A 22,270-nucleotide genomic window follows, 5' to 3' on the forward strand; every position below is an offset into this window, starting at 1 on the left:
TCTCGGACAGGTCAACGGCACGCGTGCGGCACTGAAAAGGATGCTGCCTCGCAATCGCGGCTCCATCGTTCTTACTGGCTCCGCTCTCGCCTATCGCGGTATTCCACTCCAGTCTGCCTATTGCGGTGCCAAACATGCGATCCAGGGATTTCAGGATTCCGTCCGGTCCGAACTGTCGCACCTTGGAAGCAGGATCAATATTGCCATGGTTCAATTGCCCGGCGTCAACACACCGCAGTTTGACTGGATCAAGACCAATCTCGCAATGAAGCCGAAGCCTGCAAGTCCGCCCTATCAGCCCGAGGTTGCAGCCGAAGCGATCTACTTTGCTGCTCACGCCAAGCGTAAGCAAATCATGGTCGGCCTTCCGACCATAAAGGCCATTTGGGGTGACCGGATCGCCTCTCCTCTTCTTGACCGTTATCTCGGTTGGACTGCGTTCAAAGGACAGCAGGATCGCCAGCCCGTTGAAATCGACCGGCGTGACAATCTCTGGACACCGGTAGCCGGCGACCACGGTGCACATGGCCGCTTCGATGCGGTCGCACGTTCGTTCAGCCCGCAGCTCTTCACAACAATGCATCGCAAATGGTTGTTCGCAGGACTGGCATTTGCAGTTGGACTGGCGTCCATTTCAAAAAAGTGAGGGATGATAGAAACCCCGGAAAATGCGTGACAGATCCCGGGACTCGCGGCGGATCAATGGCTCGCTATGAACGACAAATCATTTGAACATGAAGATGCTAATCATATGGCAGCCTCGAAGCGGCCCCCCGAATACGCCAAAATGACGATGGAACAGCGCGAATGGGTTGGAAACCCGAGACGCTTGAAGGTCATGCGATGTTGTCGGACGCGAAAAGTGCCGCGCTCATCTATGAGGACGGTACGATCGACTGGCTGTGCTTGCCGAGATTCGACAGCGCCCCCTGCCTGGCGGCTCTGCTCGGCGATGACGAAAATGGAGGATGGTGGTTACGACCATCCGATGAGATCTTATCGTGGACACGGGCTTACTTGGGCGAAAGTATGATCCTTGAGACAGTTTATCGGACACGGAAAGGAGAAGTCGCCGTCATAGATTTTATGCCACTCAAGCGTGAACAGGCCCCGGACATTGTGAGAATTGTCGAGGGGCGGCGTGGACGGGTTGAACTCATTTCGCGTCTTGCGCCACGCTTCGACGGCGGCAGAACCCATCCGCTAACAGTCAGCGCATCCGATGGGGAGATTGTTGCTATTGCCGGGCCGAACGGACTTGCTCTTCGTTTTGATACTCCGATCGAGACAGGCCCGCGGGCATATGAAAGCCGCTTTTGCGTCGAAGCGGGTGAACGAAAAGCGCTAACTATGACCTGGTTCAACAGCGTCGACCCGGTTCCAGATCGTCTGGATATCGACAAAGCATTTTCCGAAACCATGAGATATTGGAGGGAGTGGTCGAGGATATCCTATGGTTGCGGCACCAACCGAAGTCGGCACTCACTTGTTGGTTCAAGGAGCGCATTGCTCAAAACAGCGGTCGTCTGAAGAAGCCGATGATTGTGGCACTGGCCCGAAAATTGCTGGTCGCACTCTGGAAGTATGTCAGTTCCGGCGTCGTGATCGAAGGCGCAATCATGAAGAACGCCTGAAGCGCGAGCGTCTGCGAAAAGCAAATTTTAATCCTCAGGGAGTGATTGCCCTGACGGATCCAGGTGAACGGACCGGGATTCCTTTTGGCTTCAACCGCCGGTCTTGAGTTTGGTCCCGTTCTCCTGAGCACGCGCCCGCGAAAGCGGGAAATTGGTGCCTGCCGCCAAAGTGCGGCGACCGGATGTGAGGTTGTACAGGCGCGAAAACCGGGCCGGTAATTGCTATGGGCTCAGACCGTGGATCCGTTTACCTAGGAGAAATTCGATGCCACTCGAATGAACAATTGACAAAAAGCCTGATGTGAAGGGAATCGACATCGCTCGCATCAGGCGGAAACTCAAGGTAAAAATCTAAAACCCTGATGGCCATCGCTGATGAGCATGCATGACCGTGAGAATCTCTACGTCTTGCTCGACACGGTAAGGAATGATGTAGGGAATATCCGGCAGCACCAGTTCGCGGGTGCCATTGATGCGGCCAACGCGACCTGTTGCGGGAAACTCCGCAAGCATGTCTACCGCCGACACGATTCGCTCGATGACCCGTGCAGCAGCATCCGGATTATCCTTCTGGATATGCGCGCCGATCCCATCAAGCCGCCGCAATGCTCTCTTTGTCCAGCGGATACGCTTTTCGCTCATGATTGACGAGCAGACTTGATGTACTTTCCAATGACTTTCGCCACCTCGCCGTCGCTGGCGAATTCGCCTCGGCTGGCTTCAACCAACCCAGCCTCGATTTCAACAATTTGCCACTCTTCGCGAGCGACATAATCCTCGATCGCTTGGGCTGCCATATAAGAGCGCGAGCGATCAAGCTTTTCCGCGATCTGGTCGAGTTTGCTAGCCGTTTCGTCCGAAACACGCACGGTGAATGCAGTCATGACACCAAACCTTCCATAGTTCACAATGATTATAGGTGAACCACTATAGTTCATCAAGGTTCAGGCCACTAAGGAACTTTTCATCAAGCCACAGATGGCTATGCTCTTGAACTAATTCGAACCGGTGGATTACGCTCACGGACCAAACTAAACATCTGAAAGCAGCCATATTTTCCGCGCCGCGATACTGCTTTCAGTCGGTCCTTTATTGCGTGAGGCTGGAGCACGTTCCCTTTACCGCCGTCGCGACGACCGCTAGACGGACGCGACTCCAGAGGCCAACCAATCGTGGAAAGTGTTGACCTCGGAGCGCAGCAACGCTTTGGGCGACGCAACCACATAATAGGCCCATTTGACCGGCCACCGGACCTCCGGCATCAGGTGCACGAGACGGCCGCCCTCGATCTCCTGCGCCACGAGAGCCTTGCGGACCAGCGCAACGCCACGTGCCGCGACCGCCCCATTGATCACGGCCGCCGTGGAGTTGATCTTCAGCCCACCGTCGAGCGGGGTCTGGTTCGCGCCGGCGCGCGCCAGCCATTCGCTCCAGGTGGGGAAGTCGCCACCAGGATGCGGCGTGCCGTCATGGATGAGGGTCTGCTCTGCGATCCAGCCGGCCGTGACGTCGCGGTCGATCGGCAGCAGCTTGTTGTGGCAGACGGCGATGATCTCTTCGCCCATGAGATAGGTTGACTTCACGCCCTTCCACGTGCCCAACCCGCACCGGATCCCGATATCCGCCTCGCCCTGCGACAGATCGATCACGCGGTCGGAGACATCAAGCCTGACATCAATGTTCGGATATTTCGAAGAGAAGTCCTCCAGGCGCGATATGAGCCAGTTGGCAACAAGCGCCTGCGACGCCGTCACCACGATCACAGAACGCGCCTTGCGACCACGCAGCTTGTGAAGACCAGACTCGAGGAGATCCAGTCCTTGCGCGATGTCCTCAAGAGCCTCCCGTGCCTCTTCGACCGGCGTCAGACGTTCGGCTCCTGAACGGCTCCTCTTGAACAGAGGGTAGCCAACCCAGTCTTCGAGCGAGCGCACAAGCTGCCCGACAGCGGGCGGCGTCACGTCAAGTTCGGCGGACGCGCCGACGAAGCTTCCGTGCCTTGCCGACGCTTCCAACGCTTGTAGCGATTTCAGTCTTGTCAGGTTTCTCATATCGGTCACGACAAAGATTTTCTTTCTTACCGATATGGCGTCTTTTCCTCGTGAATGCAAACGCTGGGGTCTAGGGATGGACGACCGGACACGAGGAAAGACAAATGGCTCTTGAAGGAAAGACGGCGCTGGTTACCGGTGGATCGAGCGGGATCGGGCTCGCCGCAGCGCGGACTCTGCAGGAGAGCGGCGCCCGCGTTGCCATCACCGGGCGCTCGGAGGAGAAGCTCGCGAAGGCTGCCGCGGAAATCGGCGGCGATGTACTTCCGGTCGTGGCGGACATCACGTCGGTGGAGGATCTTGCCGTCATGAGAACGAAGCTCGAGAGCGCCTTCGGCTCGCTCGACATCGTGTTCGCGAACGCGGGCGTTGCGATGGGCACGCCGCTGGCGACGACCGACGAGGCGACCTACCACAGGATCATGGATGCCAATGTCAAGGGCGTGTTCTTCACCGTGCAGGCGGTGCTCCCCCTACTGCGCGACGACGCCTCGGTCATTCTGAACACCTCCTGGCTCAACCAGGTCGGAACGCCCGGCCGTGCCATTCTGTCTGCGTCAAAGGCCGCGGTGCGCTCGTTTGCGAGAACGATGTCGGCGGAACTTCTCGACCGGCGCATCAGGGTGAATGCTGTTAGCCCCGGATCGATCGAGACGCCGATCCACCGCGGCAAGGATCAGACCGAGGAGGAATTCCGCGCATATGCCGAACGTGTCGGCACGCAGGTTCCGCTTGGGAGAATGGGCAGACCGGAAGAGATCGCAGCAGCCGTCCTCTTTCTGGCCAGTGACGCATCGAGCTACATGCTTGGCGCTGAGATGGTAATCGACGGCGGCAGGTCGGAGCTTTGACATGCTGATCAACGAAGACCTTACCAGCCGCGCGCTCGTTCACGCTGCCAGACTCGAATGGGTTCCAAGTCCGGCGAAGGGCGTCGACAGACGGATGTTGTTCAGGGTCGGGGACGAGAAGGCTCGCGCGACATCCATCGTCCGCTACGCGCCGGAAAGCACCTTCGCCCATCATCAACATCCGGGCGGCGAGGAGTTCCTCGTGCTCGACGGCGTCTTCCAGGACGAAAGCGGCGACTATCCCGCCGGCACTTACGTGCGCAACCCTCCCGGTGTCAGTACCGGAGCAATACATGGGGTAATCGCGGTGCGATCCCCTGCGGCCATGCTTCTGGATGATGGCGGATTTGGCTGGTTGCCCCCGATAAGATGGAAGTACGGGCTCACGATTCGAACCGGGCCCAAGCACCAAATGGGAGGCAACCATGGACCAATATATGGGACTCGACGTTTCGTTGAAAGATACTGCGATCGCCATTCGAGAAGATGGCAAGCGGATCTGGCGAGGAAAAGGGCCCTCAGATCCGCATGTTCTGGCGCAGATGATCCGCAAGCATGCCCCAAACGTCAAACGCATCGTCTTCGAGACTGGGCCACTCTCGACGTGGTTCTATCATGCACTGACTGCGGAAGGACTGCCTGTTGAGTTGCGCGAGATTTTGATCCGCATTTTCATTTTGCGCTGACCGGCTTGGAAAATTCAACCATTTGAAATAATTGATTTATTCTAAGCTTTTGCTGGACCTTGGCCAAACGCAAAAACGGATTAAATCATCACGGAAATCAACAATTAAGTTCACGCCGAGGGAGGGCCGAGCGATCGTGGAGGTCGAAGGTGGACGCATTGCGACAATAACGGTCGAGGACACCGGTATAGGAATCCGCACGGAAGATGCCGAGGCCGTGCTGCGTCGCTTCTACAGGGCTGAAAAAAGCCGGCATGCCCCCGGCAATGGTCTGGGCTTGAGAGCAATCGCGAGACTACATGGCATGGGTTTAGAAATCACGACGGCGGATATTGGCACCCGTGTTCGGCTTGCAATATAATCACCAATGTCGAAGGCGCATGATGCGAGATTCCGGTTTCGTAGCTGGAATTCATGCGCCCGATCGTTTCATCAACTCGGCACAGTTCGTCGAGGGTCGCTAATGATCTGATCTTACTTCCCTTTTTGACGGGGATAACGGACAGGACTGGACCCGCCGCCGGCTTGGCCCGGTCGCGAATAGTCCATAGCCGAGTTCAGAGAACTGCGCGCAAACCAGGCGTTCGTTGGGCCACGAAGCCGACAATGAGAAAGCTTGCCACGATGCCGCCCAGACTAGCGAGGGCGAATTTGACGCCAATGGAAGCAGGTAAAAAGTGCAGCAACCGTGTAATCGCTACCAAGATTGGCGCATGCAAGACATAGACACCAAACGCATTGCGCGTGAGGAAGCGCGCGACGCGTCCTTGGCTGTCAAAGCGGTCTCGGTACAGGACGATGGCCCCCAACGAAAGCGCAAGACATGTGAATGAACGCCACGTATCCATGCCGGCAGCCTGCCAGTTCCAACCGCCGCCGTAGGGAGACACGTCGCCGCTCATGGCACCCCCTACAGCGATCAGCACGATCCACAATGCACCACCGACCCAAAGGCCGCTCCACAACCAACGCCGTCCGACACGCGATGATATCCGGCGCAACCAGTCACCTTCCCATGCGGCAATTCCGGCGGCATACATTAGCGGGTATTGCGGGAAGTCGTGTACATCGATGTTGAGAACAGTCGTCGCGTTCGGAAAGATAGCGCCGACGACAAAGGTCACGATGGCGATCACGGTGGCGTAACCTAACACGGTTCCCGTCGAAGGCGGATGACTGGGAGCGAATTCTATCGGGCGCGCCTGGCAGACAACTGCGTAGATGGCCGAGAATAGGAGAAGTACACGGCAGAACCATAGAGGTCCCGAGCCGTCGAGTAGTTCCCCTGAACGGAAGTGCAGCCACCAGTCCTGGGCGAAGGTGCGCGGCGGATTCGACCGCCACGACCCTGCGACGAAGTATTCGGTCAGCGGACCGATCAAGCTCATATAGAGCAACAATGGCAGGCCAAGTCTCCGTAGCCGCTCGCGGATGAAGCTTTGGACGCCATTGCGCGCAACGGCACCGGCCGAAAAGAAGCCTGCAATGCCGAAAAGCAAACCCATTGCCACCGCGTGCTGGAAGGATTGATAGGTAGCAAAGGCAATCTTCGCTTGGATACTCAGTTCGGGATGTTCACGGTAGTACCATGCGCCAAATGGCGAGTAGGTCACGGCCGCGTGCATGACGACGACCATGCTGATCGCTGACCAACGCAGATTGTCTATATATAAAAGGCGATGGCTCGGCCTCTCACCAGGCATGACTTGTCCTCCGGTTTTACGCCCGGATCAGGCCTCATGCCGAGGTCGGCGTCTTGCCAGAAGTCGCATCCGCCCTGGCTGAATCTCGCAAAACATGGCCGATTGCGAAATCGGCCAGTGCGCGACGGCGGAATTCAGTGGGCGTTTGGCCGGTTTGGCGCTTGAAGGCGCGATTAAACGGACCGATCGATCCCCAACCGGCATCAAGGGCGATCGTGAGGACTGCGACGCGCGATTGTGCGGGATCGGACAGCGCCTCCCGCGCCTCTTTCAACCTGTGCTCGTTCACAAAATCAGTGAAATTCCTATAGCCGAGGCGCTGGTTGATCATTCTCCGGAGACGATATTCTGGAACTCCCAACTGCTCGGCCAGTCGATCCACCGAGAGGTTCGAGTCTCGATAAGCCCGGTCTTGCTCCATCGCCCACCGCAGCCGCTCCGCCAATTGGCGCTCCTCAGTACTCAGTTCCGTTGCCGCGGTGTATATATCAGGGCCACTTCGCGCGGCTGGCACCGGTTCAAGCGTTGGCTCAGGCATCACGGCACGCAGACGCATCAAAGCGGCGACTATCACCAAGCCCAGCACGGCCGAGAGACCGGGCAGCCAGCTCACACCTGCTGCATCGAGCATGGTTGTTGCCAGGATTACCAGACCCACGGCGCACGTAAAAATGATCCTAAAGCGCCGTCGTCCCTCAACCAGATCTGCTTTGCGTCCTGCAAGTACCCGAGCAGTTTCGACCCCTACCACGATTAGCGTTGCAGCATGCGTCGTATTCCACGCCAAGTTTGAGCCGGATAAGGTTGCCACGCCTGCGAGCGGCAGGAAAGCAACGAAGACCGCCCACCTCCATGGCGTCGACGCAGAAGCATCACCGAAGACGGTCTCGGCCCACGCAACGAAAATGCCGGCGATTGAGTTGCTAAGAATCCGCAGCGGGACGATCCACCAGACGAGTCCCTCGTGTATTGTGGGAGCCGTTTCAATAAGAAACGCTATTGCGCATAGGTCGAATAGCAGGGAGGCGCGACCAATCGGTGATCGGAGCGTGCCAGGAAGACCGATGATCGCAAGTAGACCGAGCAGCGCCAATGCACCACCTCGGACCCCGGTTTCGAGCAGCATTCGCGTACCTCCAATGCTTTATCTGGCTCGAAAAATAACCTGATGCAAGCCCTAGAGACATTGCGGGTCCATGGAACATCGCTGAGGCATTTTTGCCGCACTGATACTCCCCTGCGGACGATATCGAAAGTGCGATCTGCAGCTTCAAGAGACGATCTCGTCACCTACCGCGGTCCTCAAAGCCGAGGGCGCAGGTGACGAAAATTGACAGCGCTTTGGCTATTTGCACCGGCGCACATTCAATTGTCGGCCCCCTGAAGGTCGAGAGCCGATTCTGAGCCGCGTTCGTCATAGCGGGAGAGGTCAATTCAATCGGGCTAGGACTAAGGTCTGACGGTTCGGGGGCACGAAGTCTTAGCCGGGAACTCTAGGTCCATCCGACGGTTAATTCTCCAGCGTATCCAATCGCAGAACAGGAGAAAAAATATGAATATCAAAGTTGTAGGCGTTGCCACGGGTATCCTGCTGGCATCGACATCTGCCTTTGCCCAATCCTCGACGGTTAACGGTGCGGCCGGTGGCGCAGCCACCGGAGCGATCGTCGGCGGCCCAGCTGGCGCAGCTGTCGGTGGTGTTGCCGGCGCAGCCATCGGCGCCGCGATCGATCCGCCGCCGCAAAAAGTGGTGACCTATGTTCGGCAGGCTCCCGCCCCGACCACACGAGTCGTGGTGAAGGAAAAGGTGGTTGTCGGGCAGTCCCTTCCGGAAACCGTCGTCGTAACGCCGGTTCCCGACGATCCGAAGTATGCGTATGCAATCGTCAACGACCAGCGTGTTATCGTCGAACCTTCCTCGCGGAAGGTCATCCAGGTCATCCGGTAACCGACCGGCGGCGGCAGCCGTCCTCTTTCCAACCATAGGACATGCATGCGCCGCATGGGAATGCGGGTGGCATGCCGTGCCGAAATCGACGTTCCCTGGCGGGCCATGCGCACCGCCGATCCCCAGGAGCAATCAATGATCTTCCATAAAAACAAGCCGTCTGGCACAGCCCTTCCCATCGTCGTCATCCTGGTTGCGATGATTGCGATTGTCGCCACCCTAGCGCTGTCATCAGGTCACCAAGCGCCGGCTCGAGTGTGGGTTCCCGCCCAATCGGCAGGACCTTGAGCCCGATTTCGGCGCCGGCTATTTGTTGACGGCCTATCTTTCCGATCTCCTCTTAAATAAGCTCACGGTTGACCAGTCCCACTTATGCCGTACCCATATGGGGCTCTCAGATAGCAGTCAGCCCAGGCTACAAAACAGAAATGCGAACATGGTCGTCGAGATCCGCCCGCATCACGACGCGGCGAATTTCACCGTCACGCCGCGTTGTCGAAAGTAGGCCTGCATAAGTTTTCTGCCGGAACGGTTATTATGCGCGAGTCTGGCCGGATCGAATACGGCCTCCTTCAAACCCGCCTGCGCCAAGGCTGTCTTGAGCGTCGCGATATGCAAGTCGATGTAGGCATTTTCCGCCTGAAGAGATTCATAAATGCGGTTGACTGCGTCTGCTACGGTCGGTTCGATCACTCTCATGCTCCAGTTATGATTGGCTCACGCTTACCACGTTTCTCGGGCCTGGCCTTATTGTGGTGAAGTATGTCCACGTCAACGAGGAACGATAAAACCCTGATCGCCGTTCGCGCACCTTTATCTTCAATCTGGCGTCTCTTCTCGGTGGCGAGTGGAGTTCAATGAGCGGGCCCAGTCTGAATGAAGAAGTCATCTAACAGCACCGAGGCACTATTCCGGATGCGATATTGACTTGTGTCAGTAATGATCTCGTCATGTCGTCGACACAAGCACTGGTTTTCAAGAAAAGCGAGACAATTCGTCTCCCGATAGGATAGAGACTGCGCAGCCGCTCGTCGCGCTCGAGTGCAAGGGCGTGACGGGAGCGGCCATGCCAGCCGGCTTACGTCTCCAGACACCTCAGAGCAGACCTCACCAAAATTCACAAGAGATTACGAGCGCCTGCAAGAGTACTGCTTTCGATGTCAAATCTTTGGAAGATTGGCCGCGATCTGGTTGGCGACCGTGCGCCGCGGTAGATCGGACGAAGATCTGGCATTCGTGGAAAGTAGAGCTCTGATGATCAAAAGGCCTGAACGCTTACTCCTTTGGACCCGATCGCCAAGCCACGAAAAGGTCAGAGGATTGGACGGAATGCGGCCATTTGTAGGATTTGCTGCGCGAACGTCGATAATAGAAAATCCCATAGATTCTTCGTATGTTCATCGGCATCCGTGCGAACAGCCATACCGTATTCAACTTCGGGCGAAAATTCCCTCGGAAGCTCAACGATTCTGAATGAGGAGTCCGATTCCAGAAAGCGCGCATTCGAATAATAGCTCATCATCAGGTCGGCTTCTCCGGTGGTTATCAGATGGCCGGCGCCCGTACCGGCGGGCGTCGGTGGTGAGTTGCGACCACCCACCAGCAGGCGAGTTCGGGATTTGATCGCCGCTCCCTTGCCCGGATGCACCGCCTCGATGCGATCAAACACTTCGAACGCATAGTCGCCGCCCGGATCGTCGCCCGGTGTGGACGTGCCGATCTTCACGGTCGGATCGGACAGCACCGCGAGAAAGTTTTCCATCGTCAAACCAAGATCGGCGCGCGAGAGCACGCAGAGCCGATTGCGGGCAAAACAGACCGCATCTTCCGCAAGACCCATAGAAACAAGCCGCCGCGGATGCGCCATGTTGGCGGAGGCAAAGAGATCGAACCTGGCGCCTGCTTCGATCGTTTCGCGCAACAATCCCGCAGGTCCGAGCGTCAGCGAAATGCCAATACCAAATTCATGGCCAAAAGCATCGATGATCGCCGGAAAGGCATGACGCAGACTGCCGGCCGCCAAGACTTGAACTGCATTGCTCACGGGCGATTTCCTTTCCTGTCTCTTTGCCGGAACAGTGGCACGAACGCGGTCTCCACAAGCTCGCCACTGCCGAGCGTCGCCGAGCGAACCGGAAGGCCATAGAGCGCTTCGAGATTTTCTTCCGTCATCACATCATCAATGGCGCCGAAGGCGGCCCTCGCGAGGCCGAGCATGAGCAGCACCTTGTCGGCGATGGCGACCGCATGGTTCGGCTGATGTGTGGTGAAGGCAATCGCCAGCCGCGGCAAGGGTTGCAAGCAGCGACAGAACAATATCCTGGTTCTTGAGATCAAGCGCCGAGGCCGGTTCGTCAAGCAGCAGCACGGCGTTCTCGCCGGCCAACGCCCGCGCGATCAGCAGACCGGCACGCGCTTGTCTTCTTGGAGGTCAGCAAGGCGATCGGCAACGAGCCTGCGGGTCTTCTTGGTCGCCGCAATCATCGCCTCGCCCTGCTCCTTGCGCCCGAGCACATCGGCGATGAGGCGCACGCCGGTCGCAAAGCCGGCGTCGATCGCGGCAGGCTCGTCCTTGACGGAAGGGTTGAGCTTGACGGCCTCTACCGGTGGCACGTCGAGCAACGAGATCGCCACGACGGAAAGGCCGACATCCTCGATCTGCTTCACCATGTCGGCCGGCGCATAATTGGCCACGAAGACCACGTCCGGCTTCAGCTTCAGAATCTCCTCGATGTTCACCTTGGTCAGGCCGCCCGGCATCGGCAGATTGGGCAGCTGCGGCGCAGGCCGCACATAATTGGCGCCGAGCTGCTTCTTCCACTCGTCGAGAACGCCAACCACCTTGTCCATCGCATCGAGCTGGACGACGATATTCAGCGTCTGATGCTGCAGGACGATGACGCGGTTGACGGCATCGGGAATATGCACCTGCCGGCCGATCTGATCGGTTACGACACGGTCAGCCCACGCGGGAGCGGAAAATAACAAGCTGCTGAAAATAATAGCGCTTTTTGTAAAAGCAAACAAATGACGGAGCTTGAACATGGGATCCTCCTGAGAAGATCCCGATCGCTATCATTATATTCCTCTGTATACAACGATGCAGGCCTTCGAGGTCTTCATTCTCGCAGTGAGCTGATAGCCGCCATTGGGTTTTTCGATGCCGATGTCGATCGCTGCTCACTTCCAGTGGCTTCCAAAATTTCCCGCCAGCGGCTGTAACCTTTTCCCGGAAAGTTTCGAACATTGGATCAGAAGCCAGGCTGTGTTTGCCGAGGCCGCTAACTGACCGGAGATTTAAGATGCGCTTTTCAAAGATTGCCTTAGCAGTCGTATTGACGCTAGGCCTTTCTGCCGTATTGGGTTCTCCCCCCGCATTCGCTGGAACGGAGCAGCCGTTCACGCAGCAGGCGTTTGAGAACTCTCAGCATGAGGGTAAGTCAATTCTGGTGCACATTACGGCACCTTGGTGCCCATATTGTGCCAAGCAGAGGCCAATCCTCGATACGCTGGAAACCAAAGCTGCATTTAGGAATTTGGTCGTCTACAATGTCGATTTCGACACACAAAAAGATATCGTCCGCGCCGTGGGCGCCCAGAAGCAAAGCACTCTGATCGTCTTCCATGGCATCGCCGAAAGGGCTCGCTCAATCGGTGATACTGACGCCGTGTCCATCGAGACGCTCCTCGAAAAAGCGAATGACTAGCATTCTGGCTGACACATTTGTTGCGCAAGCAGAACTCGTCTCAACGAAGAACGACCTATGGAGACATTGGCGTGACCTTATCATTTTCGAGTATGGGATTAGGATTTGCTGCCGGCATCATCTCGACCTTGTCTCCCTGCGTGCTACCCTTACTGCCGCTCGTACTCGGCCCGGCGCTTGCCGTAAATCGGCAGGCGGTGGCCGCGTTGCTTGTCGGTTTGACATTGTCTTTTGCCAGTATCGGGATGTTTGTTGCCACGGTGGGCTTTGCAATCGGTCTCGACGGCGATGTGTTCCGTAACATATCGGCTATTCTGTTGGCGGCGTTGGGCGCTGTGCTGCTGAGCGGCGCATTACAGCAACGCTTCGCTTTGGCAACCGGCGGCATCAGCAACGTCGGTGGTCGCATTATCGCGGGCATGGATCCGGGCAGTATTAAAGGGCAGTTCGCGGTCGGCGTGCTACTGGGCGCCGTCTGGAGCCCTTGCGTGGGACCAACGCTCGGTGCTGCTTCCATGTTCGCAGCCCGGGGTCAAAACCTGGCAAATGCAACTGCAATCATGCTTGCATTCGGGTTTGGGACCTCGGTCCCTTTGCTTGTCATTGGATCGCTATCGCGAACCGCGATGATGCGCTGGCGGGGCCAAATGATGAGCGCCGGGAACGCGGGCAAGCTTATACTCGGTGGCAGCGCAGTAATAGTTGCGGCGCTGATCCTGACAGGTACCGATCGCGTTCTGGAGTCTGCACTTGTTGCCGCTTCACCTGCGTGGCTTGCCGACTTCACTACGCGGCTTTGAGGTGCATGAGTTGCGCGAGACGGATCCGCAGAAGTGGTCAGTGCTCATGGTACGGGCGCAAGGTGGCGATATGGATGCCTATCAAAGTCTACTGCTTGGCGTCACACCCTATCTGCGGGCCATCGCAAGCCGGGCACATCCCAATGGGAGTGATGTGGAAGATACTGTTCAGGACGTGCTGCTTACGTTGCATGAGGTACGACAAACCTATGATCCGTCACGCCCATTCAAGCCCTGGCTGGCTGGCATTGCGCGATATCGTATTGCGGACCGCTTGCGAATTCTGGGGCGGGCCGTGGCCCGAGAAGTTCCGCTGGACGCCGAGCACGAATCCATTGCCGCCAGCGCCCAAAGCCACGACGCACTGGATAACCGCGCCGTCAACGCTGCCCTACGGGCTCTTCCGGAAGGACAGCGTCAGGCCATCATGCTATTGAGGTTGAAGGAGCGATCGCTGAAGGAAGCTGCTGCGGAGAGCGGGATGTCGATTGCGTCTTTGAAAGTCTCCGTTCATCGAGGCATCAAAGCGCTCAGGCGTCTTTTGGGCGAAGGGGGTGAGTAGATGGAGACCAGTGCTTTCATCAAGACCTTGGCCAACGCGGCCGAGCCGGTGCGCGCCATTCAACGGCCGATGGTTCGCACCGTCTACTGGCTTCTGATTGCCGGTGCTGTCCTGATTTTGCTGTTGGCCGAGCATGGCCTTCGGTCGGACATCGCAAACCAGCTGCGAAATCCGCTGTTCCTCATCGGAACGACGGCATCCTTTCTGACAAGTGTGCTGGCCGCACATAGTTGCCTGGTTGCAAGCCTGCCGGACCGTTCTCGGGTCTGGCTGCTGCTGCCCCTTGCACCGCTCGCGGTATGGATGACAACCGTCGGTTATGGTTGCCTCACGAATTGGGTGAACTACGACGCCGGCGAATTGCGAATGGGGATTGCTGTTCAATGCTTCGCCACGGTCCTTCTCGTCAGCTTGCCATTGTCGATATCGATATTCGTGATGTTGCGGCACGCCGTTCGCTTGCGTCCGACTTTCGTGACCTTGGTTGCCGGGTTGGCCGTTGCCGGAATGACGTCGACGGCGATGTCGCTCCTCTATCGCCTCGATGCCACCATCATGAATCTGATCTGGAACCTCGGAACGGCGGCTCTGATCGTCATCTTCAAAGCGATTTTCGGGCGACGAGTCCTGAAGGCAATCGCAGGAGCCGTCAGAGGCTAACCAGTAGGATCAACACCGCAACAGGTGAGAACGGATTGGGTAGCTTTTTGCTGGCTGCCGCAGATCTTGCCGGAGCAGATAGCCCGTCCAATGTACTGTGTATGGTCGCCGCTGTCAGCCATGGCAACTGCCTTGCAGTTCGGCACTGCCCGCAAACCTGCCCCGCTTAGTACGCGGGATAAAATCGGTGGCAGCGCTTCAGCGAGCGAACATAAGCCGGCAGGCTATTTCACCGCAATTCGCAATGGAAACGTTCTTGATGGTCAGATCTATTTTTCCTGAGAGGCACGTCTGCGGTTTCCTAAGACATAGGCGACGATGGCAACGTGGACAAGGATCGCCGAGAGGAGGCCGAGCACATGATGAGGCCAACTGACACCCGAAACAGATGAGACCTCGACCAAAGCCCAGATGCCGAGCGGCAGAAACAAGACGATGCCGCTGACGAGGCCGGGATTATAGCTGCGCAGGCGGATGGCCGAGATGATATGCACAACCGAATTGACCAGTGTCAGATAGACGCCGATCAACCCGAAGCCAGCACCATATTCTGCCGCCAGCCAGATCGAGATCATATTGATGCCCCAGACGCCCGGGACATTGATGACGAAAATCGCAGCCGACGACAGCAGTGTGCAGCCATTGCCTAGCATGTCGTTGACGAAACGCCCGAAACGATTGGCGTCGTGCTCCTCGTATTGATGAAGCATGTAGACAGGCAGCTGCAGGAAAATGGCAATCATCGGCCAGGGCCAGCCACGCAGCATAAGGGGTGTGAGGCAGAGGATCAGGATACCGGCCAGCATTCCACCGTAAATCCAGCTTTTGAAGATGCGATCAAACATGGGAAGTTCCTGCGAATTCGGGTTTCTCTAGCGAGTGTCGATTTGTGCCAAAGTTTGACCGATTCGGCACCAGAAGCTCCAATTTACAATTGAGTTTTCGCACATGGCACGGACTGGAGTAGCGACCCGAATTGAGCTACCACGTCCTTCCAACCAATCTCCATAGTGGCTCTTCCTGGATTGTTATGGCGAAGCTTTTTCTTTCCGCCCTGGCGGATAAATGCGTGATCAAGTTTCCTTTTCTGCTGGATTTTTCAACCGGCTCCGGGATGGGCGGGATGCGGATGCACGGGCTGCCAGCATTCTCGCTCGCGAGGCAATGGCGCTACCACCGAATGCGATCGCTCGCTTATTGAGCGCGTTTTGTTCTTTCGATATTCCGGAAAGACCAGCGCTCATCGACAAGGCTTTACCGGCGCCGCATGACCGCTCGACCGAGATTTTTTATCGCGATCGTATTGCGGATCTGCACGCAGTTTCTCTCGCGCCTATGGCCTTGGCAGATCCCAACCAAGCCCTCGACTTGGCTCCCTAGATCCTCGGGCTCCCTGACAGCGACGCCGACTCGCCTGAGATTGTTGCAATGCTGCTGGCAATTTTGAGCCACATGTATTGTCTGACACCGGGTATTCCGGTGGAGGCAACTGAACTTCCCCCGCCAAGTCTGGTGCTGCTAACCTTCTAAACAATCTGGGACCTCGCCGTGCGAATGCGACGCGCTCAGCCATATTCGAGATACTTGCCGACAAGCTGGAGCGCGCCAGGCGGGCTGGAAAATTCAATTTCGATGCATCAGCCGTGGCGGCCGTTGCGGCCAAGCTCGGCGAGCCTAGACTTGCAAAGGTGGCTATTGATTTTTCTGACGCGGGTCACGGAACTCATGTCGAATACAATAGCGGCCTGTTCAAACTGATCGGTGATATCGCCGAACTACAGCGTTTGCCGTCCATGACGCACCGTTTTCAAAGCAAGATCACCCCCTGTCTGACAATCGCCACATTACAGTTGCAGGAGGGGAATTCGCAGGCAGCTTTCGAGACAGCCGAATCAATCATCCAAGAAGCACTGGTCGGCGAGAACCTCAACGAGACCGACATCGTCAATGCGGTGCAATCTGTTATTGGCTTGCACTTACTCGGCGGTGATCAGAGCGGTGCACTCACACTTGCCAAAAGGGCTTCCGAAACGTTGATGGCGCTTGTAAGCCCGCGCATCTACAGCCTTTCGATTTTGTCTTCTCAGCTCTCGCATGTCGGCGATACACAGGCTGCTGCCGAGCTCTGCCGACGTGGCTACGACATCTACGCATCCTCACCCCCTAACTCCTATCCCGAACACTACTACCTCGCCTACGCCGCGTATTGGGCAGGCCTTGGCGACATGTTCTCCGAACTCAAAGCCAAGGTTCCGTCTGAGCATCGCGAGATTTTCTGGGTATGGTTTGTAATGCTCGCGACGGATCATCGGAATGCTAGCCCAAACGACAGCGATGTTTTAGCCGGTGGCGGCGTCCGACTCTGGGACAGGTTGATCGAGCGTGCCATCGTACTGGGTGATCGCGAAAAAGCGATAGCCTTTCTGCCAAAGGCAATTCAGGCGACGATCAATGGCGCAAATGCAGGATCTCTCCAGACGCTACGCCAACTTGCGGCCTATGCGGTATGCCTAGGCCGTCCAGATACGGCGAAAGACGCCCTATATCATGCCGCTCGCGTGGCCACCGTGGTGGGCAAAGGCCACGACGGCATTAAGGCACAGCTTGACGTCCTGATCTGGAAGCGAGCGCTGGCGCGAAATGAGCTCACGGCGACTATGCGCCTACCGTAGTTAGCGAAAAGACTGGGAGGCATGAGATGCCTTTCCTCCTAAGCCACCTAGCTGATTCAGAGTAAGCGCAGTCCTGGGCCACGGCGGGTGGGATCTGATGCTGCTATTTTGTGGGCTGATGGGCAGCCAGACGCTCTGCCTGTACCAACGCGGCAGTTTTGGTTTTAAAGGGGTCGACATCATGGTCTTCCGTGTCAGGCAACCATTTCGGAAGGAACCACCAGCCTCCAGGGGGGTAGCTGGAACTGTTTCTCACAGAACCGACATTCTTGGCGAAGCTAGGCAGCTTCTGTTGCCCCGTCAAGATTGGCAAACATGTGGTCGAGATTGAGGAAACAAACCATCCCGTGGTCGAGAGGGATGATCCCGTGAGAAAACGCCGGATCGAAGGTCCTGCCGAGATCGGGCACGGGCTGAATCTGGTCGCTGGCAATGGAAAGGATATCGGACACGCGGTCGACGACCAAACCGATGATGTTGTCGCCAATTTCCGCCACAACGATGGCACTGCGATCGGTATGGGTTGCGCTGCGAACCCCAAGCTTTGCCGCAAGGTCGATGACCGGGATCACCAAACCGCGCAGGTTCATCACACCAAGAACATCCGGCGGAGCATGGGGCAGCGGCGTTGCCGCCGCCCATCCCCGGATCTCCCGGATCGCGGTCGTCCTGATGCAGAACTGCTGCTCGCCGAGATGGAAGGCGATGATTTCCATCGTCGTGTTGTTGAGCAAGGATTCCATCAAAACTCCTCCCATTCCTTCGTCGCCGCGACTGCCGTGGTGCGTCTGCCGAATGCTCCGGCAAGTTTCTGAGTGAGCGCACGAGCCGGCGAAGCCACAGGCCTGCTGTCGTGCCGAGCAGCGTGTGTCGGAACGACCTGACCACCGAGCTTGAAGCGAGCGATAAGCTGCGCCAAATTTGCGGCTTCGTCGGCAAGCCGGTTCGTGGCCGCCGTCGATTCTTCCACCATTGCTGCGTTCTGCTGCGTCGTTTGATCCATCTGATTGACGGCGGTGCTGACTTCCGACAGGCCTGTCGATTGCTCCTTCGCAGCCGTGGCGATCGAATGTACGTGCTCATTGACCTTGACGACATGGCCCTGGATAAGACCAAGGGCCTCGCCGGTCGCGGTCACCAACTTGACGCCAGTGTCGACTTCCTCGCCAGACCGGTTGATCAACGCCTTGATGTCCTTGGCGGCAGTCGCCGAACGCTGCGCCAGTTCGCGTACCTCCTGGGCGACGACGGCAAAGCCCTTGCCCGCATCACCGGCGCGCGCTGCCTCCACCCCGGCATTGAGCGCAAGAAGGTTCGTCTGGAATGCGATCTCATCGATGACATTGATGATCTGGCCAATCTCGCCCGAAGCCTGCTCGATCCGCCCCATGGCCGCTACAGCATCCTTGACGACGGCACTCGACCGCTCGGTGCTCCTACGGGCTTCATCGACCATGTGACTGGCCTCCGTTGCCCGCTCCGTCGAACTTTTCACCGCGACAGTGATCTCTTCGAGAGCGGAAGACGTCTCCTCAAGTGCGGCCGCCTGCTGCTCCGTGCGCTTCGACAGATCACCGGAAGCGATGCGCATTTCGTCCGCGCCGCCATTGATCGTGTCGATCGCCGATCGAACCTCACCGAGAACGGAGCGAAGATTGGCCATCGTCGCGTTGACGTTGTCCTTCAACTCGCCGAAGGCACCCTGGAACTCGCCGCGCATGTTCTCGGTCAGATCGCCATCGGCAAGTGCTGAGACAACCCGGCCGGTTTCAGCGACACCACGGTCGACGGAGGTCACGAGCTCGTTGACGCTTGCGGCAAAGCTGTCGAGGTCGGCGTTGTCATAATGCTTGCTGATACGTTGAGTAAAATCACCCCTAACGGCAGCCGACACGACTTCGCCGATGCTTGATTGCAGATCGGCGCTCTTGGCCTGCCACGCCGCCTCCTGCGTGTTCATTTCCTGGACTTTGATACCGTTCTGCTTGAACACCTCGACGGCACGCGCCATGGCACCCAGTTCGTCACCACGTGTGGAACCGGGAACATCGACCGCGAGATTTCCTTCGGCGATCACCGTCATCGTGTCGGTCAGCCTTGTCATCGGTCGCACAACCTGCGTGACGGTCACATAGACGCTCAGCAAGAGCGCAAACAATTCGCCAATCCCGAGAACAACATAGGCGGTGGTGATCGTCGTGTCGGCAACGGCGCTCGCCGCATCGTTCTTTCGTTTCAGCTCCGCCTTGGCCCAGTCATAGAATTTGGTGGCATCACTATCAAACTTTCGGCGAGCGGGCATGAAGCTCTCCTTGCCGAGCTGCAATGCCGTTGCGTTGTCGTCGGCTAGCGCTGCCTTTTCGATCGGCGCCGCCGCTGCTCGCACCGCGGCGAGATCGGACGCCAGCATCGTAAAGTCATCCTTCCGCGCGGGATAATAGACTGCCCCCTGCTCGATAAGTTTGCCGGCTTCGTTAAACACTTGAGTCAGCTCTTCGGTGGATTTCTGCATGTCCGAGCCGTCGGTTTCCGCGATCATGCGGTAGAGAACGCGACCGATGGAATCGGAGGTTCCTGTGATCTCCGCCAGTTTGAGCGACCCATTCACGTCGTCATCGAGCACAGCGCTGTAAGCGTTGTCTATCGACCGCAATTTTGTCGCCTCGTAGATGCCGACGGCGGCCCCAATCGCAACCGTCACGAGCGTCAATATCAGCAACTTTCTACCTATCATTAGAGATTCCAATGTATTGGTAAACATCGACGGGATGCTCTTTAAGTCAAGAAAACACAATTAGAGTGCGACCTGGTAAAGATTAAACAATCTCTGCGTTAGTTCGCGCCATATATTTCCGATTCAAATCATTTAAATCGTAAGGCCAGGCTATCTGCGCCGTTTGCCGGAATTCTTTCGAGATAATACTTAGTCACGTATAGTTAAATAATTTTTTCGAGATCTCACTGCGTCGTAAGAGCTGCAGATCGGACAGGGCCGCACTCGAATATCAGTCGAGTCTTTTGTCATCACGTTTCGGGCGGATTGGTCGAACTCATTGGGTAAAGCTATTCGCTGCGATATAGTATGTCCGTTCACCCCGTATGTGCAAAACATCGCACCGTTCTATCCGGAGAAAGACGAGGGGCGAATAAAGTGGCTTTGATGGAGTGGACGCCTCCTCAAAATGGTGGTCAATGTCTCTATTCTGGCACACAGATGCCGTCGGGGGACGTCCACCCCATCAGAGCCCCCCAATTCCGCCCCTTCGTCTTTGTCACAAAGCCGCATCGGAATGTGCTGTAGTAAAGTTGGTATGATCAACTTTGCCCGAGCGTGACCATGCGAATTCGCCTTCTTTCCAAGCTTCTCATAGCCGGTCTGATGTCGCTGATGTTCCAAGGGGCGGCCCTGGCGCAGCCGGCGCAGATTGTTATCGCGCGTCATGCCGAGAAACTCGACCCCTACGCGATTTGCGACATGGGTACCCAGCGCTCCCAGGCGCTGACGGAGCAATATGTCGGCCGCGGCGCGGCGCACCCCCTCTTCGGCACCAAAGGCCCAGACGCGATCCTCGCGATCGGCCTGCATCCGATTGAGACGAGCACGCCGATAGCGCAGAGTTGGGGGATGCCGGTCGTCGCATACACGGTCCTTCCGGCCAAGGGCGGCAAAGGCCGCGCGGAAAAAGTCCTCGAAAACCAGCGCACCCAGCAAGCAGCGCATGATGTCCTCACCGAACCACGCTACGACGGCAAGATCGTGCTGATGATCTGGGAGCATGATCACATTGCCAAGGCCAAGCTCGAACAGGAATTCCCGGGAGAGAAGGTCACTCTGCGTCAACTTCTTCATCTCGATCAGATTGCCGACGTGCCCGACACATGGCCCGACGCGACCTACGACTACTTCTGGATCATCGATTACGCGCCCGGCAATCCAGTGCCGACAAAGTTTCGCATGGTGCGGCAGGTCTTTGTTCCACCGTTTGAAACCCTCCCGGCCAATAGTTGGGGCGAGCCAGAGCCGAACCATATAGCTGCGGGCTGCCTCAAATAGCGGTGAGATCCGAGCAGGACCGGCCCGGCCGGACCGCCATCAACCGCTATGACGAATGCCGAGCACTCCGGCTGGTGCGCATCCGCGCAGGCGGCAGAGAGGACTTCGCAGACGCAGCTTGATGACACTCCACACCCACTGATTCGACGGCACTGACACTGAGCGGCCGTTGATTTCGTCCATGTGGACCGGGATCTGTTGCGATGCGTCGACGGATAAGTCATGAGCATCGGGAGATGCCAGAGCTGAAATCTGGCCACCGTTGAATCTAAGCTGCGAGTTGAAGCTTGATGTTGAGTGCTGTCGGTCTTGCGATTGTCCTGTTCGCCTCTACGAATATCGACGACATCTTCGTTCTACTGGGCTTTTTCGCCAATCCGAAGTTTCAGACGCGACAGGTCATTATCGGCCAGTATCTCGGCTTTGCCGTCTTGGTCGCCGCCAGCCTCCTGGCATCGCTCGTTTCGCTCGTCTTTAGCCCCGCCCATGTCGGCTTGCTTGGACTACTTCCAATCCTCATCGGCGGCAAGAAGCTTGTCGAGCTATGCGTAAGCCATGGCGACCCGGAAGATGACTTAGGCAAGCCTGCCCTCGGCAATGTTCTCGCCGTCGCAGGCGTAACGATCGCAAACGGCGGTGACAATATTGGCATCTACACGCCAGTGTTTGCCACCAGCCCCGCTGCATCTATTGTGGCGACGATCCTGGTGTTTGTCATCATGGTGGCGATCTGGATCTTGATATCCCACTTTCTGGTCAATCATCGTGCGCTCGGTGCGCCCATCCGGCGGTTCGGACACATTGCGACACCCATCATTCTAATCGTAATCGGGGCGCTCATCCTGTATGAAGCCGGCAGCCTGCCCCATCTCTCATTGTAGCCTGTTCACAAAAAGGGTATAACTCAGCCGTCCTGGCCATCCCTGTGACAAGGCTCTCTTG

Annotated in this window: 25 protein-coding genes and 3 pseudogenes; 16 read left to right on the forward strand and 12 right to left on the reverse strand. The window is 57.2% G+C overall.

The features are described 5' to 3' along the window. The 3 genes and pseudogenes from Q4Q11_RS09415 to Q4Q11_RS09425 form a co-directional block, all read left to right on the forward strand. The coding region (locus tag Q4Q11_RS09415; RefSeq protein ID WP_498569319.1) for an SDR family oxidoreductase at positions 1 to 646 on the forward strand (646 nt) is incomplete at its 5' end. Between the two features lie 161 nt (positions 647 to 807). After that, positions 808 to 1,530, forward strand: a complete 723-nt coding sequence (locus Q4Q11_RS09420; RefSeq protein WP_498569320.1) for a trehalase-like domain-containing protein — start codon at positions 808 to 810, stop codon at positions 1,528 to 1,530. Further along, positions 1,452 to 1,634: pseudogene (locus Q4Q11_RS09425) on the forward strand (IS110 family transposase); the annotation flags it as partial. The gene Q4Q11_RS09420 and the pseudogene Q4Q11_RS09425, both read left to right, overlap by 79 nt. Positions 1,635 to 1,985: 351 nt before the next feature. Here Q4Q11_RS09425 and Q4Q11_RS09430 read toward each other — a convergent pair. From Q4Q11_RS09430 to Q4Q11_RS09440, 3 genes are all read right to left on the reverse strand, one after another. Then, positions 1,986 to 2,276, reverse strand: coding sequence for a type II toxin-antitoxin system RelE/ParE family toxin (locus Q4Q11_RS09430; protein WP_112513263.1), 291 nt, complete (start codon positions 2,274 to 2,276; stop codon positions 1,986 to 1,988). Beyond that, positions 2,273 to 2,518, reverse strand: a complete 246-nt coding sequence (locus Q4Q11_RS09435) for a CopG family ribbon-helix-helix protein (protein WP_112513262.1) — start codon at positions 2,516 to 2,518, stop codon at positions 2,273 to 2,275. The genes Q4Q11_RS09430 and Q4Q11_RS09435 overlap by 4 nt, the downstream gene beginning before the upstream one ends. Positions 2,519 to 2,773: 255 nt before the next feature. Next, positions 2,774 to 3,685 (reverse strand): LysR substrate-binding domain-containing protein, encoded by a 912-nt coding sequence (locus Q4Q11_RS09440; protein ID WP_498569356.1) that lies wholly within the window; start codon positions 3,683 to 3,685, stop codon positions 2,774 to 2,776. A 104-nt stretch (positions 3,686 to 3,789) separates the two neighbouring features. On the opposite strand from Q4Q11_RS09440, the gene Q4Q11_RS09445 reads away from it, so the two are divergent. The 4 genes and pseudogenes from Q4Q11_RS09445 (at position 3,790) to Q4Q11_RS09460 (ending at position 5,583) form a co-directional block, all read left to right on the forward strand. Next, entirely contained in the window at positions 3,790 to 4,536 is a 747-nt protein-coding gene (locus Q4Q11_RS09445; protein ID WP_498569321.1) for an SDR family oxidoreductase, read from the forward strand. A 1-nt stretch (position 4,537) separates the two neighbouring features. Next, positions 4,538 to 4,810, forward strand: a pseudogene (locus Q4Q11_RS09450) (cupin domain-containing protein); the annotation flags it as partial. 151 nt (positions 4,811 to 4,961) lie between these two features. Further along, a pseudogene (locus tag Q4Q11_RS09455) lies at positions 4,962 to 5,177 on the forward strand (IS110 family transposase); the annotation flags it as partial. A 94-nt stretch (positions 5,178 to 5,271) separates the two neighbouring features. Beyond that, positions 5,272 to 5,583, forward strand: a complete 312-nt coding sequence (locus tag Q4Q11_RS09460) for a sensor histidine kinase (RefSeq protein ID WP_498569357.1) — start codon at positions 5,272 to 5,274, stop codon at positions 5,581 to 5,583. A 196-nt stretch (positions 5,584 to 5,779) separates the two neighbouring features. On the opposite strand, the gene Q4Q11_RS09465 is transcribed toward Q4Q11_RS09460, so the two are convergent. Further along, entirely contained in the window at positions 5,780 to 6,925 is a 1,146-nt protein-coding gene (locus tag Q4Q11_RS09465; protein ID WP_498569322.1) for an acyltransferase family protein, read from the reverse strand. Between the two features lie 34 nt (positions 6,926 to 6,959). Beyond that, on the reverse strand, positions 6,960 to 8,051 hold the full coding sequence (locus Q4Q11_RS09470; RefSeq protein ID WP_498569323.1) for a helix-turn-helix domain-containing protein: 1,092 nt from the start codon (positions 8,049 to 8,051) through the stop codon (positions 6,960 to 6,962). Between the two features lie 426 nt (positions 8,052 to 8,477). Here Q4Q11_RS09470 and Q4Q11_RS09475 point away from each other — a divergent pair, with 426 nt between their 5' ends. Further along, positions 8,478 to 8,873, forward strand: coding sequence for a DUF1236 domain-containing protein (locus Q4Q11_RS09475; RefSeq protein WP_498569324.1), 396 nt, complete (start codon positions 8,478 to 8,480; stop codon positions 8,871 to 8,873). Between the two features lie 459 nt (positions 8,874 to 9,332). Here the strand turns inward: Q4Q11_RS09475 and Q4Q11_RS09480 are convergent, their stop codons facing one another. The 4 genes from Q4Q11_RS09480 to Q4Q11_RS09495 all read right to left on the reverse strand — a co-directional run bounded on the left by Q4Q11_RS09480 (position 9,333) and on the right by Q4Q11_RS09495 (position 11,918). Beyond that, complete coding sequence (locus tag Q4Q11_RS09480) at positions 9,333 to 9,572, reverse strand: hypothetical protein (RefSeq protein WP_498569325.1); 240 nt, start codon at positions 9,570 to 9,572, stop codon at positions 9,333 to 9,335. Between the two features lie 613 nt (positions 9,573 to 10,185). Then, a complete protein-coding gene (locus tag Q4Q11_RS09485) occupies positions 10,186 to 10,917 on the reverse strand; it encodes a molybdate ABC transporter substrate-binding protein (RefSeq protein WP_498569326.1) in 732 nt (243 codons plus the stop codon). Further along, positions 10,914 to 11,174, reverse strand: coding sequence for a hypothetical protein (locus Q4Q11_RS09490; RefSeq protein WP_498569327.1), 261 nt, complete (start codon positions 11,172 to 11,174; stop codon positions 10,914 to 10,916). The genes Q4Q11_RS09485 and Q4Q11_RS09490 overlap by 4 nt, the downstream gene beginning before the upstream one ends. A 96-nt stretch (positions 11,175 to 11,270) precedes the next feature. After that, on the reverse strand, positions 11,271 to 11,918 hold the full coding sequence (locus tag Q4Q11_RS09495) for an ABC transporter substrate-binding protein (RefSeq protein ID WP_498569328.1): 648 nt from the start codon (positions 11,916 to 11,918) through the stop codon (positions 11,271 to 11,273). 257 nt (positions 11,919 to 12,175) lie between these two features. Here Q4Q11_RS09495 and Q4Q11_RS09500 point away from each other — a divergent pair, with 257 nt between their 5' ends. The 4 genes from Q4Q11_RS09500 to Q4Q11_RS09515 all read left to right on the forward strand — a co-directional run bounded on the left by Q4Q11_RS09500 (position 12,176) and on the right by Q4Q11_RS09515 (position 14,602). Beyond that, the gene (locus Q4Q11_RS09500; protein WP_498569329.1) at positions 12,176 to 12,580 is read left to right on the forward strand and encodes a thioredoxin family protein; all 405 of its coding nucleotides are present in this window, start codon (positions 12,176 to 12,178) and stop codon (positions 12,578 to 12,580) included. Between the two features lie 92 nt (positions 12,581 to 12,672). Then, on the forward strand, positions 12,673 to 13,380 hold the full coding sequence (locus Q4Q11_RS09505) for a cytochrome c biogenesis CcdA family protein (protein ID WP_498569358.1): 708 nt from the start codon (positions 12,673 to 12,675) through the stop codon (positions 13,378 to 13,380). A gap of 10 nt (positions 13,381 to 13,390) precedes the next feature. Beyond that, the gene (locus Q4Q11_RS09510) at positions 13,391 to 13,942 is read left to right on the forward strand and encodes a sigma-70 family RNA polymerase sigma factor (protein ID WP_498569330.1); all 552 of its coding nucleotides are present in this window, start codon (positions 13,391 to 13,393) and stop codon (positions 13,940 to 13,942) included. Beyond that, on the forward strand, positions 13,943 to 14,602 hold the full coding sequence (locus Q4Q11_RS09515) for an NrsF family protein (RefSeq protein ID WP_498569331.1): 660 nt from the start codon (positions 13,943 to 13,945) through the stop codon (positions 14,600 to 14,602). Positions 14,603 to 14,871: 269 nt separating this feature from the next. Here the strand turns inward: Q4Q11_RS09515 and Q4Q11_RS09520 are convergent, their stop codons facing one another. Continuing rightward, positions 14,872 to 15,447, reverse strand: coding sequence for an HXXEE domain-containing protein (locus Q4Q11_RS09520; protein ID WP_498569332.1), 576 nt, complete (start codon positions 15,445 to 15,447; stop codon positions 14,872 to 14,874). Between the two features lie 220 nt (positions 15,448 to 15,667). On the opposite strand from Q4Q11_RS09520, the gene Q4Q11_RS09525 reads away from it, so the two are divergent. After that, positions 15,668 to 15,982, forward strand: coding sequence for a hypothetical protein (locus Q4Q11_RS09525; protein WP_498569333.1), 315 nt, complete (start codon positions 15,668 to 15,670; stop codon positions 15,980 to 15,982). A gap of 263 nt (positions 15,983 to 16,245) precedes the next feature. After that, complete coding sequence (locus Q4Q11_RS09530; RefSeq protein ID WP_498569334.1) at positions 16,246 to 17,274, forward strand: hypothetical protein; 1,029 nt, start codon at positions 16,246 to 16,248, stop codon at positions 17,272 to 17,274. 278 nt (positions 17,275 to 17,552) lie between these two features. On the opposite strand, the gene Q4Q11_RS09535 is transcribed toward Q4Q11_RS09530, so the two are convergent. Together Q4Q11_RS09535 and Q4Q11_RS09540 are read right to left on the reverse strand one after the other, a co-directional pair. Continuing rightward, positions 17,553 to 18,017, reverse strand: a complete 465-nt coding sequence (locus Q4Q11_RS09535; protein WP_498569335.1) for a chemotaxis protein CheW — start codon at positions 18,015 to 18,017, stop codon at positions 17,553 to 17,555. After that, on the reverse strand, positions 18,017 to 20,008 hold the full coding sequence (locus Q4Q11_RS09540) for a methyl-accepting chemotaxis protein (RefSeq protein ID WP_498569336.1): 1,992 nt from the start codon (positions 20,006 to 20,008) through the stop codon (positions 18,017 to 18,019). Before Q4Q11_RS09540 ends, Q4Q11_RS09535 begins: the two co-directional genes overlap by 1 nt. 645 nt (positions 20,009 to 20,653) lie before the next feature. Between Q4Q11_RS09540 and Q4Q11_RS09545 the strand changes: the two genes are divergently transcribed. Next, on the forward strand, positions 20,654 to 21,328 hold the full coding sequence (locus Q4Q11_RS09545; protein WP_498569337.1) for a histidine phosphatase family protein: 675 nt from the start codon (positions 20,654 to 20,656) through the stop codon (positions 21,326 to 21,328). Between the two features lie 290 nt (positions 21,329 to 21,618). Further along, positions 21,619 to 22,209: a cadmium resistance transporter gene (locus tag Q4Q11_RS09550; RefSeq protein ID WP_112513250.1), complete on the forward strand. Its 591-nt coding sequence runs from the start codon at positions 21,619 to 21,621 to the stop codon at positions 22,207 to 22,209. The last annotated feature ends 61 nt before the right edge of the window (positions 22,210 to 22,270 follow it).

This window comes from Rhizobium sp. UFLA01-1127, assembly GCF_059803845.1.

Excerpts from the sequence above, each read along its gene's own strand:
- Q4Q11_RS09465 (WP_498569322.1), bottom strand. The coding sequence starts at position 6,925 with ATGCCTGGTGAGAGGCCGAGCCATCGCCTTTTATATATAGACAATCTG.
- Q4Q11_RS09550 (WP_112513250.1), top strand. The coding sequence starts at position 21,619 with ATGTTGAGTGCTGTCGGTCTTGCGATTGTCCTGTTCGCCTCTACGAAT.
- Q4Q11_RS09500 (WP_498569329.1), top strand. The coding sequence starts at position 12,176 with ATGCGCTTTTCAAAGATTGCCTTAGCAGTCGTATTGACGCTAGGCCTT.
- Q4Q11_RS09480 (WP_498569325.1), bottom strand. The coding sequence starts at position 9,572 with ATGAGAGTGATCGAACCGACCGTAGCAGACGCAGTCAACCGCATTTAT.
- Q4Q11_RS09520 (WP_498569332.1), bottom strand. The coding sequence starts at position 15,447 with ATGTTTGATCGCATCTTCAAAAGCTGGATTTACGGTGGAATGCTGGCC.
- Q4Q11_RS09545 (WP_498569337.1), top strand. The coding sequence starts at position 20,654 with ATGTCGCTGATGTTCCAAGGGGCGGCCCTGGCGCAGCCGGCGCAGATT.
- Q4Q11_RS09505 (WP_498569358.1), top strand. The coding sequence starts at position 12,673 with ATGGGATTAGGATTTGCTGCCGGCATCATCTCGACCTTGTCTCCCTGC.
- Q4Q11_RS09435 (WP_112513262.1), bottom strand. The coding sequence starts at position 2,518 with ATGACTGCATTCACCGTGCGTGTTTCGGACGAAACGGCTAGCAAACTC.
- Q4Q11_RS09440 (WP_498569356.1), bottom strand. The coding sequence starts at position 3,685 with ATGAGAAACCTGACAAGACTGAAATCGCTACAAGCGTTGGAAGCGTCG.
- Q4Q11_RS09430 (WP_112513263.1), bottom strand. The coding sequence starts at position 2,276 with ATGAGCGAAAAGCGTATCCGCTGGACAAAGAGAGCATTGCGGCGGCTT.
- Q4Q11_RS09540 (WP_498569336.1), bottom strand. The coding sequence starts at position 20,008 with ATGATAGGTAGAAAGTTGCTGATATTGACGCTCGTGACGGTTGCGATT.
- Q4Q11_RS09475 (WP_498569324.1), top strand. The coding sequence starts at position 8,478 with ATGAATATCAAAGTTGTAGGCGTTGCCACGGGTATCCTGCTGGCATCG.
- Q4Q11_RS09525 (WP_498569333.1), top strand. The coding sequence starts at position 15,668 with ATGCGTGATCAAGTTTCCTTTTCTGCTGGATTTTTCAACCGGCTCCGG.
- Q4Q11_RS09445 (WP_498569321.1), top strand. The coding sequence starts at position 3,790 with ATGGCTCTTGAAGGAAAGACGGCGCTGGTTACCGGTGGATCGAGCGGG.
- Q4Q11_RS09515 (WP_498569331.1), top strand. The coding sequence starts at position 13,943 with ATGGAGACCAGTGCTTTCATCAAGACCTTGGCCAACGCGGCCGAGCCG.
- Q4Q11_RS09420 (WP_498569320.1), top strand. The coding sequence starts at position 808 with ATGGGTTGGAAACCCGAGACGCTTGAAGGTCATGCGATGTTGTCGGAC.
- Q4Q11_RS09470 (WP_498569323.1), bottom strand. The coding sequence starts at position 8,051 with ATGCTGCTCGAAACCGGGGTCCGAGGTGGTGCATTGGCGCTGCTCGGT.
- Q4Q11_RS09535 (WP_498569335.1), bottom strand. The coding sequence starts at position 18,017 with ATGGAATCCTTGCTCAACAACACGACGATGGAAATCATCGCCTTCCAT.
- Q4Q11_RS09495 (WP_498569328.1), bottom strand. The coding sequence starts at position 11,918 with ATGTTCAAGCTCCGTCATTTGTTTGCTTTTACAAAAAGCGCTATTATT.